Genomic DNA, 14,039 nt, shown 5'->3' with positions numbered 1-14,039 from the left:
ATTACTCATCATTACCGAAAGTTGAAAAAGCCCTTGTGGCGGGGGTTTTCTGCTTTATCGTGATCGCCCAAGGTTACCCGTGATAGCCAATCGGTGGTTACGCGGTGGTTCCGTGGTTCCTGAAACGATGGCTAACAGTCAAATAACGAAGCGCCTGATCGACAGTCTTAAGCCGCGCGCCAGCGAGTATTTTGCTTGGGACGGGTCGCTGGCCGGATATGGGGTACGCGTCCAAACGACGGGCGCTATGTCCTACGTCGTCAAATATCGTGCTGGCAGCGGTCGCGCAGCCCCGACACGTCGGCTCACACTGGCGAAGGTTGGCACCCTCACGCCTGACGAGGCCCGTACGCTCGCTAAAAAAATGCTCGGCTCTGTTGCCCATGGCGCCGATCCGGCTGCTCAGCGGGCTGCTGACAAGCGCGCATCCACCCTTTCGGAGGTGGCGGAGCAATTTCTGACCGAACACGTCGAAGCCAAGCGCTCGGCATCCTCGGCAGGCTCGTATCGGGACCTGTTGGAGCGGCTGGTCTTGCCGGAGCTGGGAAAGCGTAAGGCTGGCAAGATCACGTCAGCTGAAATACAGCGCTTGCATATCAAAAATGCCCACCGGCCCTATCAGGCCAACCGCTTGCTGCGCGTCCTAAGCAGTCTCTTCACTTTCGCTGGCAAGATCCACGCTGTGCCGGTCGGGTTCAACCCGTGTCGGGGGATCGAACATTTTTTAGAAGAGGGCCGCGAGCGATATTTGACCACGGCAGAATTGGCACGCATCGGTGAGGCCATCCGGGAAGCCGAAACAGTCGGGCTGCTCTATGCGGTTGATCAATCGAAGCCGAAGGCCAAGCACGCTCCGAAGGAGGCCAACCGTCGAACCGTCATTGGCCCGCATGCCGCCGCCGCACTACGTCTGCTGATCTTTACGGGTGCCCGCCTCCGGGAAATTCTGCACCTCAAGTGGGACCATATTGATTTTGAGCGCGGGTTACTTCTGCTGCCGACCAGCAAGACCGGCAAGAAGACAATTATGCTGAACGCGCCTGCACTTGCGATTTTGCGTGGACTACCACGCGCGAGTGATTACGTTATTGCCGGGACATTTCCTGACCAGCCGCGCGCCGATCTCAAGAAGCCGTGGAGGGCAGTGTCGAACCGGGCTGGCCTGACAGGCGTACGCATCCACGACCTTCGGCATACCCATGCGTCGGTAGGTGCCGGTGCGGGGCTGGGATTGCCAATCATCGGCAAGTTGTTGGGGCACACGCAAGCGGTGACGACCCAACGTTATGCGCATTTGGATGCTGATCCGTTGAGAAAGGCGTCAGAGCACATTGCGAGCCAACTGGCGTCGGCAATGGGAGAAAGAAGCGGCGTAGGCGCAGATATTGTTCCCTTGCAAGTTAAAGGTCGGTCGCGGCGCGAATAGCGGATCTCGTCGCGGACATGATGGCCGGAACGCAACCGGCGGAAGTAGTACCGCCTCGCCCGCAAGCTTTCGGTGGTGCGCAGTGACCAACTTTTGATCGGCAGCGTTCGCCTGTTGACGGACTGCCTAACTCGGATATGATTTGTGTTACAGGCGCTTCAGAAGCGCAACGCAGAGGGTTCAGACCCTCACTCCCAGCGCCTCAGACGCGCACCAGAGGCTCAGTCCCTCCATTCGCCAGCGCCTCAGACGCGCAGCCGCGCCGGTCTCAAACACCGGGCTGTAGGGTATCTAGGTTGCCAAGGGTTCAGGCCCTAAGGCGATCAGATTATTCCGCGCTGTTCGGACGAACTTTCCGAGCGACCCAAAACATCCCTTGATCTGAAAGGATCGAACATGACGAACACCGTCATGCGGGCTGATGGCGTCGCGGTCGCGAACGACCACTCCCGCACTCCTACTCGTCGCATTCCACTCGTCGCAGGGACGCCGCCAAGTACGTCCGGGACGAGCACGGGCAACCATGCTCTCCTAAGACTTTGGCCAAACTCGCGGTGGTCGGAGGTGGTCCTGCGTATCGCAAGGCAGGAAAGTTTCCGCTGTACGAGCCTGATGATCTCGATGAATGGGCGCTGGCCAAGCTTTCGGCCAAGGTGCGCTCTTCTTCCGAATTTCGAGCGTCGGCAAAGCCGCAGCAGGAACAGCGTTCAGTTGAAAAATAAGCCGGTCCCGCGCGGCTGAAGCACAGGACCGGGAAATAGACGGAACATCGAGTCCCTATCTAAGCGTCCGCTGAAAGCTGCGCAAGCACCGGCCTTTCCGTGCGAAGGGAGGCCGACATGACACGCACCGAGTTGACTGACCGCCCTTATGGGGCGTGCCTCAGTAACTTCGCCGATGGTTATCGCAGTTGGGGTCGCATGATCTCAAACGCTCGACCTGACAAGCGTGCCGACGTGTTCTGCAATTGCTGTAGCGAGGGCGCAGGCTATGTCGCCCACGGGGCCGACCGCGCCGCCGTTGCCGACGCGCTGACAGAACTGGCGCAACGCCACAGCCTCGAAAAACTGCTCGGCGGCGACGATGGTATCCAGCAAACCATTTCTGACGCCTTCCGCAAAGCCGACAGGAAGATCGCCGACGAGGCGGCAGAAATCACCGGGCGATTGGAGCGCCGGAACCGCGCCGACGTGCCTGCGCGCCACGCCCGGCTTGAGGTTGTTTGCATGGCCGATGTCGCTCCGGTTCCGATTGAATGGCTTTGGCCAAATCGGATCGCCGTCGGGAAAGTGTTTGCGCTGGCAGGAAATGGTGGGATTGGCAAATCCACCCTCCTCTGCGACTGGGCGGCGAGAATAACCACGGGCGAGGTGTGGCCCGATGGTGCGTCCGCCGGTCCTGCCGGAAGCGTGATCATCCTCGCCTCTGAAGATGACCTTGGTGATACCATCGCGCCCCGACTGATGGCCGCTGGCGCGGACTTAAGCCGCATCCACGTGGTTCGGTCCCTTATGGACGAAAATAATAAGCGACGCGGGTTTAACCTGCAGGCCGACCTTGAGACGCTTGAGGTTGAGATACGAAAGCACGGCGATGTCCGCGCAATCATGCTGGACCCCGTGACCAGCTACCTTGGTAAAGTCAATAGCCACACGAATGCTGATGTTCGGGCGGTTCTTGACCCGCTGGGCGAGATGGCGTCGAGGATGAGGGTGGCGGTTATCTGCAATAATCATTTCAACAAGACAACAGGCGGAAGCGCAAACAACCGGATCATCGGCAGCGTGGCGTTCGTCAATCAAGCCCGCGCCGCATACATCGTCACCCCTGATGAGAATGATAGAGCCCGAAGGTTGCTGATCCCGTCCAAAATGAATATCGGACCTGACCAAGACGGGCTCGCCTACCGGATCGAAGGCTGCCTTGTCGCTCACGATGGAAAGGAAATCGCCACCTCTCGTATCATGTACGAGACCACGCCCATCACGATGACCGCCGATCAAGCATTGGCGGCGCTGGACGGCCACGGTGATAGCTGGTCTGCAAAGGCGGAAGCCATTGACTTCCTGACGGATCTGCTTAGCGGTGGGCCTGTCTCCGCCAAAGACATAAAGCGGAAGGCTATTGACGACGGCATCTCGTGGGCAGCCATTCGCCGGGCGCAGACAGCTCTCGGCATCAAACCGGCGAGGGATGGGTTTGGTGCTGACGGAAAGAGCATCTGGTCCCTGCCATAGTTGCTCAAAATCTCCATCGTTGCTCAACGTGTTCAGGCGAGAGAACTTGAGCAAGTTGAGCAAGTATGGACTCCGGGCTGTGCCGTGCCCCTCCCCGAGATGCCCGTGTTCTTACGCGGGGAGCCGGTGTACCCCCGACACCAACCACGGCACCAACACCGGCACGACCCCACGGCCACAACGACGCCGCCGCCGACAACAACATCGAAAGCGGCGCCAATACCGACGCCGACAACCACCACCGATTTGGTGTTACAAACATTAATGATGCGCCGCAGCGGCCTTCGCGCAGGGCTGGTCGCGACCTCGGACCAGCGGCGCCGTTCCGGTCGGCGATGAACGTCTGGGGGTTGCTGAAGGCGTCGGCAAGTTTACCGGGAATTGCCCGTGGTTGAAAAGCAACGGCTATTAACCGGTACAGGAGTTCCAAGCGTTTTTTATCCCGACCTAACGGGCGGGCCTCCGTTTGTGATTTTGCGGCGGCGTTGGAGGCGGGGCGTGTTAGGTCATAATGGCCTGCGAGCCGTCGCCCCGATCAACAAGGCCCGTCAATCCGTGCGATTCACGGTGCCCTGCGTTGATACGAGGCTTCCATCAGCTGCTTGAGGAGGTCGCGGTGCTTGGCGAGGTCCTCCGCCTCAAGCGAAAGTCTGTAACGCCCCCACTTCGTGTACGGCAGCGTGTCGATTCCTGCGTCATCGATCTGCTTGTCGACCTCGTCGGCGCGCGGCACTTCGATCTCAAGATTCACTGCGTTCCTCCTCGGTTTGAGCAGGACGAAATTCAACGGGTGGTGTTAGCCGCGTCCGAGTTCGCGGTCGTAGGCGCGCAGCAGATCGATGATGTGCTGCTCCTCGGGCTCGATCTCCCCGGGGTCCTCGCCCCACCAGTTGATCTGGATGAAGGCGTCAGCGAGGCTACCGGTATGTTGATCCATGGAACGGAGAGCGAGCCGCAGCGCCGCCTCCTGCCCACTCAGGCAATCCAATTCCGCCCGCAAACTCGTAGATTGCGTCGCGTGCTTGTCCAATGCTGAGGTCGCCACGGTCGTAGGCCTTCCAGATGTCATCAACGGCATTCGTATTCTTAGCGACTTTCCAGTCGGAGAGCCAACGCGGATGCGCCGCGCCTACCCGGCCTCGAAGCCAACTGAGGCGGCCTTACTGTTTCCAAGGCGGGATATCCTCTTGCTCCAAGGCGTCCGCCAGCTTCATCCGATCGGAGGCCAGGTCCAGCCACGCTACTGCATCGAACTCGGTCTGGGCCCGATCGGCATTCGCGCGGCATTTGTCCGCTCTTCTGCGGCATTCATCCGCCAAAGCTTTGCGCACTCAACGGCGCTAAGTCGGCGGTTTCAGGCCGGGCGAATTCAGCCATTCGGTCATATGCAGGGTCGTCTCATCCTGCCGGGCTTTTCGCAGGAGTTCATCCCGCTTCTTTGAATTCCGGGGGAGAGTCTCGGCGACCTTGCGCAGCTCAGCAGCCTCTTCGGCAAGGCGCTCTTCGAAGGTGCTGGTCTGCTTAAAACGGCGACGACGTTTTGTCATGCGCTGCTCCATTCCTAGAGGAGGCGGGAGCGCTGACCGGGCGTTCTCATCACCGATAAATACCGGGAACCGTGCGGTGATGGATTGTTAACGAATTGCCGCGTTCCTAGGCCGTCGAGGAACTGGGCCTGAGCGACCCCAGCAACGTGGGGGTAGTAGGGGCTTTGTTGCTGGGGTCATCTACCAGCCCAAGGGATCGGGCCAGTTCCGTGCTCAGATAAATAGCGCGACGGCGGCTATCGCGATTGGGCATAGCCCCAAGATAATGATGCCCGCCCGGACTAGCGATTCTGTCATGGCACAACCTCAAGTCACCAGCATACGTTAAGTCGAGGTGGCGCGGTCGCATAGTGCAGTTTGTGCCATTGCAACTTTCACGCCCACTGAGAACCCCGGGCAAGAACGTTTGGCCGTCGAGCGGAACGGGTGGAGCTAGAACATCCGATGTGCCGTTCAGTAGCTCTACTGAGAACAACGGCTAAGGCTCAGTTGCCCTTCGGTTAAAACCAAAACAGGCCACTTCGAAAATCAAAGCGGCCACTGGGGATGGAAACAGGCAGCGCCCGCCTCGTCGTAGGCGCGAATGAATAGCGCGCTGGCGTTGGGGTCGACCTCGACGAGCCGCTTGCCGGATATGCTGCAGCGAGCGAGCCGCCGGGGTGAAAAACAAGTGTCACTAACCGGTCCCGGTACCTGACCGATTTCAATCCCGACATATCCCCCGAGGCCCCCACCCCGCCGACGATGTTGGCCATGGATCACGCGGCCTCGCCGACGCGCGCCAGCGCCTTTTTGACGCCTTGGTGCGAGATTGCAAACCCGCGCTCCTGCATCGCGGTCGCGATGGCGCGCAGGCTCTTGCCCGCCTTCTGCATCCGGCGCATTGCGCGCAGCGCCTTGCGCTCGCTTTCGAGTGGCTCAAGCGATCCGTCGGCGGCGATCTGCCAGCCAAACGGTCGGCTGCCGCCGAGAAAGCGACCGCGCGTCTTTTGATCGCGCTTCACGTCGGCGATACGCTCGCGGATACGGTCGCGCTCCGCCTCGGCGACGGCGCTCAGGATGGTGAACACCAACTTCGAGATCCCGTTGCCGGTTACGTCACCTCCGAGATCGATCATGTGCAGGCTGATGCCCTGTTGCTTCAGCCTTTCGAGCACGCCGAGCGCGTTCAGGGCGGAGCGAAACATGCGGTCGAGTTTCGGCGTGATGATCACGTCGCCGGGCTTGAGGATCGCGAGCAGCGTCTTGCCCTCCGGTCGCTCGTCGAGCGGCACCGAGCCGGAAACGCCGCGCTCGACGAAATGCCGGTCGATGGTCAGGTCGTACTGCATGCCATAGCCCTCGACCCGGCGCTGCTGGGCACCGAGGCTTTCGCCTTCCTCGGCCTGTGCAGTGGTCGAGACGCGGGTGTACGAGTAAACGGCCATCGGTTCCTCGTTGACGCTGTAAACCTGTCAACGCGTATCTGGGCGCGCCTGTTCTGTCAACCTCCTACTGCAGCTTTACAGCAAGGCGCTGACAACAGCAAAGTTTCCAAGAAAATGAAGTCGGATGGCATGTGGGGCAACGGCCATTGCAAAGTCGCTAAAAGATCGGCCGAGCCTCCGTGTATAGGGCATTATCCGAATAAGGCGCGCCTCGGGGTTTTTGTGACGATTGGAGACGGAATGACACATTGGGCCACGCGTGTCGTTTTCGCCATGTTACTGGCCAGCTTTCCCGCCTTCGCAAGCGCGCAGGTGAACTGCGAGGCGATCCCCAAAGGACCGGAGCGTACCGACTGCTATCTCGGCTTAAGTCAGCTCTATCGAGGACAATCGGACCTTGCAGCCGCAAAGGCCCGCGCACAGTCGGACGCAGCGTGGTATCGGGCAATCACCGGGACAAACCCTCCAAAACCTAAACCCCATCGCCGACGATGAAGGCGCATGGGCGTCTAAGGGGCGCGAGGCCGGTTCAACTTTCATTGGTTGCCGCTACCCTCGACGATCTGCCGGATGGTGACGCGGATGTCGTTGCCGTCCTCTCCGGTGTGAGGCTGCTGCGCGCGGCCCCAGCCGCGATCCAGCAAAATGCCTGCCGCCGACACGCGCGCCGCCGGTGGCACGGTTTCTTGGCTGACGATCCCCGCGAGCACCTTGATGCATAGCTCGGTGTGCCCCCGGGCCAATGACCGCAAATCGGCAGGTATTTTCTTTCGAGGCATATACTTACGGGGTTAGCCTCCCCCCCTCCTGTTGGCGCAGGTATTAAAACCGCATCCGGCGCCGCGATAGCGGCGCGAACAGCTTAACACAGAAGGCGCGCACCCTCCTGATGGAAGAGGGCCCGCCAGTACTGGCCGAGTTAGCGTGCGAGAAGCTTCGAGACCACGGGCCAAGACCTACCAGATGCCCTGCGGGGGCCCGCTACCCCTTGAGAGGTCAATGCTCCAATTCACCAGCTTAGGGTTTGATCAACGCTCTGAAGCTCGCAAGATCGCTTGGGTCGTCGGCCCGGTGGATCATTCTATGGCAGTTTGAACAAAGCACCGCGAAGTCGGATGCTACGTCGTATTTTACGGGCACTCCCTCTTCGAGCGACGATATTGGCTTGAGGTGGTGTGCTTCGATGAAGCCTTGGCCGATGTCGCCATACCGCGTTACGAAATCCATCTCGCACGCTTGACAACTCGTCCCGTGAAACTTCTTAGCGTTTTTAGCCGCGGTTCGGTTTCGTTCGATCTTCCGGTGATAAATATACTTGCGCGTCTCGGTAACGGACAGACTCTCGGGAAGTTTAAATTCTGAAGCCACGTCGCCCGGGGGCTCAATGTCTGTCTCGAGACCCCCTCGAAATGTTAAGGCACGGTAAGCACGCACAGCCTGTCTGAGGTCTCGCACCAGAGTTGGCTCGTCGGGTAGGTTGGTTGTGTCATAACTGACTCCCATAGCATGACCCGCAGCATAGTCTCCCGGCAATCGCGCCTCGGATCCAAGCTCAATTGTCGAAACAGCTAAATGTTCGCGGAAATCTTGCAGGCGCATCCGCATAAATTCTGCCCGATCAATAAGAACATCCCGCGTTCTACTCTGGAATTCTTGTCGTACCGCAGTGGTACCCTGATTGAGGGATAGGTGAAGGACCGGCTTGTCGGCGTGAAACAGATACACAACGTAGTACCCCTGCGTCGCGGTCGTTGTGATCGTCTGATCGAAAATCGAGATCCATGGTACCGCCGCCCAATTTCCTTGCCCGGGACTGCCTTGAACGACAGTCCCAGTGCTGTCGCTGCCTAGGGCGTCCGACACAGCGACCGCTGCCGCGCCACGTATGAATTGTGCAAGCGGATGGCCCTCCAACGGAGCCAACTTGCTTCCAGCATATTCTGTTGAAATTCGCAGAAGTGTTTCCCGCAATGGCATGTTCAACATCCTTTAAACACGGCGCGCCGCCGTCGAAAGGCGCCGATAACTTACGCTATTAGTTAGCTGGGGCGCGACTGAACGAATTTGGTCGAGAGCATCGGTCAGATCATGGGGAACAACCGCCCCCTCGGATGTTCCGACTGTAAGGTCTAGCAGCTGCAACAGAGCACTGGCCTTGGCTTCGTCATCGATCACTGAAAGCTTTTTGACGCCGCCCTCGTCCCCATAGAGACCGTAATCAATCATCGACCAGCACTCGAAGGGCACCAGAAATCGTTCGATCACTTCAACGGCGTCCGCGAAAGCCTCACCCGAGGCAACCGGAAGATCAGCAAAGGCCTTACTCACGCCGGGTGTGGCAAGTGAGCGCTCTTGCGGCCACACATCGTTTAAAAATGGTGCCGCGGCGGCCCGGAAGAGGGATGCAGCAGAAGTTGGTTCACCATCTTGCGTTGGTTTTGCGGAAAGTTCCTGTACGAATTGTTGTACGGCATTCGCAGCGGTCGCTCTCACCTCGTCATCGAGATTTCGTAACATCTGCAAAATACGCGAGTTGGGAACTGCGGGCGGGCGCTGCTCACGAAACGCATGAAGCGATTCTACTACCAAACTAAAGACGAGACGTCCGCGGGTCTCTCTCCCCAACCTACGATCCGTGGCCCTCTCCGCCATCGCGTTGCCAATGACTTCCAAGACCTTTGTAAAACGCGTGGCCCGCGCAATGGCACGCCAGAGGGCGAGCGAAGCCACGTCATCGTTCAACAACGGGGCAACTAGATGTTCTTGAGTCCACGCAAGATCTGCACCAAGGAAATAGGGAAGCGCCTCGATTAGACGGTGCCGCGCAACCAATCCACTCCGCCCATCAGCGACGATGAGCGCATCTCGCATTTGACGCGCTGTTGTTTCAGCAGCAAACGGAGCACGTACTTGATCAAGGGAAGGACAAGCAGCAAGGAAAACACCCACAAGCTTTCCAGCAGGGGTGTTCAACGTATCGAGGTCCTTGGGCTCTCGATCGCGATCCGACACTGTAGCCGTCACACTTAGATCTGGCTTGTCGTCGCTCTCCCCCTGACCATTCGTCGCCGCGACCGCGGACGGCCAAACCTTCAGCCACACGATCAGACCGAGGTGGGAGGCCACGACTTGCATGCGCCAGTAGTCCAGCCAACTGCTAACGCCTTGAATGGCAGTTGAAATGGTTCCGTCAGATAACTGAACAAGCAGGGCAAGGACTCGCTCTGCTTCGTTTTGCAGATCGCGCGGCGGAGCGTCTATTCCTTCAGGCTGCGCAGGTGCAGGTGTGTGGGCCCAACCGAAGCGATCCCATACTCTCGGGAATTCATCTCCACCGCGTTCCGCAACTTCGAGGTCGCCGAGCACAAGCTGAACCTTTGCAGGCTGCCTTAGCCATTCGTCGGCGCGTGCGGATGGATCATCATTCCAGTTACTGCGGGTGCTTCCGAGTGCTGTTTCAAGAGCTCGAAGTCGGGAGACACCTACAAGAACATCATAGCTATGGTCAGGGTTCGGAAGGACATCCCTGATCTTCGGCCCTTCAGGATAGCCTTCATCCCCTGACATGGCGGCCAAGTCGGGAAACTGTCCAATTTCCGCGTCCAGCCACGCCCTAGTCTCTCGCGACAAGTTGCCACCAGCCAGGTCAATGCGCTTCAACTCCCGAATGGTCCAATATAGGCGTCCGCTCTTGACTTTATCTGGCTCGGCTTTCTTGGGCCAAAAGCCTCTCGGCGGCCCTTTGCGCAGACGAACAGTCAGCTTGTGTTGTGTCGTCGCGTCTAGTTCGACAAATCTTTCCGCTCGAAGTTCGGCGATTTCGGGGTACACATGCACATCCCAAAACTCGTCGTCACTTAGTGCTACGAAGAATTCCGCCAGTTCTGCGACGGAGGCCAGTCGCGAATTCCTCGCGGCCGCGGCCCACAGCCGAGTGTGCACCAATGAATTCGTTAGCCGCCAGCGGCGAACAAACGATAGCTGGTCATCAGGACTGAGGTATCCCAGCCGAGTGACAACCTCGTACAGCAGCTTTACCGCCGGTGCGATGCCATGATGATAGGCGTCTGGGTCTTCCATTCCATCCGGCGTTCGCCGCCCAGGAATGACGTAATAGACACGGTTCAAATCTCCCAGCAGCCAAATCCGACGCTCGCCGTCCCATCCGATGCGGCGCCCGATGTCCAGCCCACGATCGACCGCGCTCTCCAAGGCGCTCGCCAGCGCTCTCAGAAATGGCACGTCATCAAGCCTTGCTAGCTCGAGCACATTCAAATCAACAAGCTCTCCGCTGTTCAGACGAGCGGCCAGTAGTTGGCCAACGGTTTGTGGACTTCTCGGTAGTTTGGCCAATCGTCCACGAGACGCACTGATCGGCTTAATCAATAACCGCGGGGCGACCAGATCGACGATTGCCGATATGACCGCGCCGGAACGATCACCAGCACGCAATCTCTCTTGTATGTTGTAGATCTCGGTAGACGGGCCGCGCTCGACAGGTTTTTCAGACCAACTCTCCTCGATGAAGCGCCATGCTGTCGCCCAAGGCTCCTCTCTAATGCTGACACCTTGGCTGCTCAGAAGGTGCTCGATGGCGGCGCGCTCAACTCGCCTGTCCGGTCCCAATTGAGCAGCCCATTCGACCGTGCGCGGGTCCACCAGGCGATTGTTCAAAAAGGCGAGCGCTGATTGAAATACTGATCTGTCTTGCGCATCGAGATATGCCCATGAGGGGATCATTTGCGGCGCACCCGTTCTTGCTCAGCGCCTATCTTCACTATCGCATCAAGCCAACCCAGATCGGCATTTGCGGTAGAAGCCAGCGCCGAAAGTCGAGCCCGCTCGCTCGCGTTGCCTCGCCTTATAAGATGGTCAAACAAATCGCGGTCCGCATCCGATGCCGAAGCTCTCGTGCTTCTTACGATCCGCTTGATCGCCGCATCAATTTTTCTTTGCTTGCCGTTTATGGCCGAAAAATCCGCCCATCGGTCCAAGGTGGATCGCAGCGTACTGTGGCCGCCATTCGCATCGTACCAAATTGGGGTAATCCCACGTGCCTTCCAATCCTCTAGCGCCACAGGATCGGGGGCGTCGGTACCGAAGAACGTGAACCGCTCCTTAAGATCGGTGAAGCGGAGCCCGTCGGCTGCGACAGCATTAAGGAGATATCTCATCGGCGGATCGTTCGCGCTATAGCCGACGAGAACTAAGTGGAAAAGGCGAGCCGCGTCGTAGATGAAATCCGGAACGACACGGCGCCTCAGGTAATACTCACCAAAATCTTGATCTGATAGCACCAGTCCGGAAAAGCGCTGAGGATCGCGGTCAAGTGCTCCATGAATGTGCAGAACACCTGCGAATTCAGTTTGTGTGCCGGGCCGGGGAATTGAGCCGAGCGAATAGGTATTCACCCTTGGCCGAACCGTCTTTGCAGCTTCTTCGAGAAGCAGATCGAAGTTAGTTGTGATTACCGTCGTAGGTCCCCCACGATCGGATAGACGCACCAGTGCGCGATGCACAGGCCCCGGCCGGTTTCCGTCTTGACGCAGTCGGTTAGCGACTTCTCGACGAACGCGACTATCGCCGCGCGTTTGGTTATCCAATCGGCGTTCAAGCATTCCTAGGACGACGTCATAATCGCCTGCAATGAAACGCCGTACCTCGGCTGACTGACGTTCAGTCAAGCCAGCGCAATTTGCTTGCCAATGACTACATGCGTTGCGCGGCAAGCCGCCGAGAACCGCATGCACTCCGGTGTCAAGAATTTGATAGACGTCGAGGACGAGTTGTCGGAAGTCCGGCAATGCTGGGCGCGAAATACCGGCCCCGCATATGAACAGCACTTCACCGCGGGCGTGGGCCAGCAATAGCCTCTCTGGGATTGCCGCCAAGTCAGGGCCAAGGCTTATGACCCGATCCTCTATAGATATGTCGGTACTCGTCCCTCGCCCCAGCAATGCCAAGCCCGTCCCCCGCGAACCCAATTCTTCATATCTTCACGGTTGCATCAGCGGTCAACACACCGAACTGGTCAAGCCCTCCGATCGTCGCTCCCACACCCGTGCTTCGGCTTCCTGCAAACCATCAAGATCGACGACTACCCGTTCGGGCGGCAAATGGAGATCGAAGCTGCGCTTGAGGGCTACGATAAGCACCGCGATATTTTCTGGCTCATGGAAGCGTGGAAGACGGCCAGAACCGTGCCGACCACCTTCGACGGTTCGCCGCCTGAACTGCTCGACTGCGGCCGCGGCCCACGGTCAAAATCGGCGCAATGATCGAGGTGCTTGACGTGGACGGTAAAACCGTCCGCGCGACGATGAAAGAACTCAGTTCATGGGGCGACGACAAAGCCATGCTCGCGATCGCCGCGAACTGTCGTCACTAGGCTCGTGGAAATGCCACTGACAGTAGACGAAGCGCAGACCGCGCGCCGTTACACGGATGGGTTTTCGGTAAAGACAACGCCTCGCGCGGGCTGCGCGATGACGGTTCCTTCGATCTCTACGACTGGCTGCTGGAAGCGCACGCCAACATGACGCAAGAACAGGTGCACAAGTTCTTTGAGCAAAATTCCAGCGTCGCCGCTACGAGGGCCTCCCGCTGAAAAAAGCGCGCGTTCGCATCGCACGCGACACAAAGTGGACGTGGACGCGCAGCCAGCAAGACCAGACTGGCGGCGCAGCGGGCCACCGCCGTCGCGGCGGCGCTCGAGGCTGCGCGTGTTAGGCTACGATGGCCGATGTCCGCGCCCTCGGCGGCGAACGGGAGTGCCGCGGCGACCCCAATCACCTCGATTTGCGTGCTTCGCAAGCGATTTCCTGCCAATCAACATGGCGAACAACGAGAAGACCCCCAAGTGGGTTCGCGACGGCAGTCCCGCCATCTGTCCTGTCCTTGGGACTCTTGCAAATGCCATTCGTCGCCCAAAACGGGCCACCCGTGGTTACGCGGTGGTTACACGACGACCGTCGTGGCTTTTGCTGATTTCAAACGGGAAGAAAATGCTTCGAGAAATCCGACACTAAGGTGGTGCCGCAAGAGGGACTCGAACCCCCGACCCCGTCATTACGAATGACGTGCTCTACCAACTGAGCTATTGCGGCGAACCGTTCGGCAACGGCCGGATCACGCGGCCACCTGATATCGGGCATGACCCCGATTGGCAAGGACAACGCGGTTATCGAACCATACAGCCGTTACCTAACCGCGAATTAGCTTCCCAAACGTGACAGAAATCCGCGCCAACCGCCCACCTGGGCCTTGGGCGGGCCGATTTGTTCCGCAAATTCGTCCACCGGGCCGTCCTCGTCGACCCCGGGGTCGTCGGGAGCCCGGATGATCGGGATTACGGCCGGAATCGGTGCCGGCGCCGCCTTGGGCCTGTCTCTTATACACATCT

Annotated in this window: 13 protein-coding genes and 1 tRNA gene; 4 read left to right on the top strand and 10 right to left on the bottom strand. The window is 58.9% G+C overall.

Features of this window, described 5'->3' with window-relative positions; all coding sequences use genetic code 11:
* Positions 1 to 112: 112 nt before the first annotated feature.
* From AC1VNY_RS31440 to AC1VNY_RS31430, 3 genes are all read left to right on the top strand, one after another.
* Positions 113 to 1,426 carry a tyrosine-type recombinase/integrase gene (locus AC1VNY_RS31440; protein WP_482408079.1) on the top strand — a complete coding sequence of 438 codons (1,314 nt, stop codon included), beginning with the start codon at positions 113 to 115 and terminating at the stop codon, positions 1,424 to 1,426.
* Positions 1,427 to 1,965: 539 nt separating this feature from the next.
* Positions 1,966 to 2,148: a hypothetical protein gene (locus tag AC1VNY_RS31435; RefSeq protein ID WP_482408078.1), complete on the top strand. Its 183-nt coding sequence runs from the start codon at positions 1,966 to 1,968 to the stop codon at positions 2,146 to 2,148.
* A 117-nt stretch (positions 2,149 to 2,265) separates the two neighbouring features.
* Positions 2,266 to 3,663, top strand: a complete 1,398-nt coding sequence (locus AC1VNY_RS31430) for an AAA family ATPase (protein WP_482408077.1) — start codon at positions 2,266 to 2,268, stop codon at positions 3,661 to 3,663.
* Between the two features lie 562 nt (positions 3,664 to 4,225).
* Here the strand turns inward: AC1VNY_RS31430 and AC1VNY_RS31425 are convergent.
* The 8 genes from AC1VNY_RS31425 to AC1VNY_RS31390 form a co-directional block, all read right to left on the bottom strand.
* Complete coding sequence (locus AC1VNY_RS31425) at positions 4,226 to 4,414, bottom strand: hypothetical protein (protein ID WP_482408076.1); 189 nt, start codon at positions 4,412 to 4,414, stop codon at positions 4,226 to 4,228.
* 45 nt (positions 4,415 to 4,459) lie between these two features.
* Positions 4,460 to 4,600, bottom strand: a complete 141-nt coding sequence (locus AC1VNY_RS31420) for a hypothetical protein (RefSeq protein WP_482408075.1) — start codon at positions 4,598 to 4,600, stop codon at positions 4,460 to 4,462.
* Positions 4,601 to 5,003: 403 nt separating this feature from the next.
* Complete coding sequence (locus AC1VNY_RS31415) at positions 5,004 to 5,210, bottom strand: hypothetical protein (protein ID WP_482408074.1); 207 nt, start codon at positions 5,208 to 5,210, stop codon at positions 5,004 to 5,006.
* A 758-nt stretch (positions 5,211 to 5,968) separates the two neighbouring features.
* Complete coding sequence (locus tag AC1VNY_RS31410) at positions 5,969 to 6,637, bottom strand: recombinase family protein (RefSeq protein ID WP_482408073.1); 669 nt, start codon at positions 6,635 to 6,637, stop codon at positions 5,969 to 5,971.
* 536 nt (positions 6,638 to 7,173) lie between these two features.
* A complete protein-coding gene (locus AC1VNY_RS31405) occupies positions 7,174 to 7,380 on the bottom strand; it encodes a hypothetical protein (protein WP_482408072.1) in 207 nt (68 codons plus the stop codon).
* Between the two features lie 274 nt (positions 7,381 to 7,654).
* A complete protein-coding gene (locus tag AC1VNY_RS31400; protein ID WP_482408071.1) occupies positions 7,655 to 8,614 on the bottom strand; it encodes an MrcB family domain-containing protein in 960 nt (319 codons plus the stop codon).
* Positions 8,615 to 8,626: 12 nt separating this feature from the next.
* Positions 8,627 to 11,377 (bottom strand): hypothetical protein, encoded by a 2,751-nt coding sequence (locus tag AC1VNY_RS31395; protein WP_482408070.1) that lies wholly within the window; start codon positions 11,375 to 11,377, stop codon positions 8,627 to 8,629.
* Entirely contained in the window at positions 11,374 to 12,504 is a 1,131-nt protein-coding gene (locus tag AC1VNY_RS31390; RefSeq protein ID WP_482408069.1) for an SIR2 family protein, read from the bottom strand. The genes AC1VNY_RS31395 and AC1VNY_RS31390 overlap by 4 nt, the downstream gene beginning before the upstream one ends.
* 249 nt (positions 12,505 to 12,753) lie before the next feature.
* On the opposite strand from AC1VNY_RS31390, the gene AC1VNY_RS31385 reads away from it, so the two are divergent.
* Complete coding sequence (locus AC1VNY_RS31385; RefSeq protein ID WP_482408068.1) at positions 12,754 to 12,915, top strand: hypothetical protein; 162 nt, start codon at positions 12,754 to 12,756, stop codon at positions 12,913 to 12,915.
* A gap of 752 nt (positions 12,916 to 13,667) precedes the next feature.
* Here AC1VNY_RS31385 and AC1VNY_RS31380 read toward each other — a convergent pair.
* Both AC1VNY_RS31380 and AC1VNY_RS31375 read right to left on the bottom strand, forming a co-directional pair.
* Positions 13,668 to 13,743: transfer RNA gene (locus tag AC1VNY_RS31380), tRNA-Thr, on the bottom strand.
* Positions 13,744 to 13,851: 108 nt separating this feature from the next.
* Positions 13,852 to 14,039, bottom strand: a 188-nt coding sequence (locus tag AC1VNY_RS31375) for a hypothetical protein (protein WP_482408067.1), incomplete at its 5' end; no start/stop codon positions are given.

This window comes from Bradyrhizobium ferriligni (assembly GCF_056837965.1).
The sequence above is the reverse complement of the archived record's forward strand: the minus strand, read 5'-3'. Positions and strand labels throughout refer to the sequence as shown.

Bases quoted from the DNA above. Each gene is read 5' to 3' on its own strand.
- AC1VNY_RS31430 (WP_482408077.1), top strand. From the start codon at position 2,266: ATGACACGCACCGAGTTGACTGACCGCCCTTATGGGGCGTGCCTCAGT.
- AC1VNY_RS31420 (WP_482408075.1), bottom strand. From the start codon at position 4,600: ATGGATCAACATACCGGTAGCCTCGCTGACGCCTTCATCCAGATCAAC.
- AC1VNY_RS31415 (WP_482408074.1), bottom strand. From the start codon at position 5,210: ATGACAAAACGTCGTCGCCGTTTTAAGCAGACCAGCACCTTCGAAGAG.
- AC1VNY_RS31410 (WP_482408073.1), bottom strand. From the start codon at position 6,637: ATGGCCGTTTACTCGTACACCCGCGTCTCGACCACTGCACAGGCCGAG.
- AC1VNY_RS31400 (WP_482408071.1), bottom strand. From the start codon at position 8,614: ATGCCATTGCGGGAAACACTTCTGCGAATTTCAACAGAATATGCTGGA.
- AC1VNY_RS31395 (WP_482408070.1), bottom strand. From the start codon at position 11,377: ATGATCCCCTCATGGGCATATCTCGATGCGCAAGACAGATCAGTATTT.
- AC1VNY_RS31385 (WP_482408068.1), top strand. From the start codon at position 12,754: ATGGAGATCGAAGCTGCGCTTGAGGGCTACGATAAGCACCGCGATATT.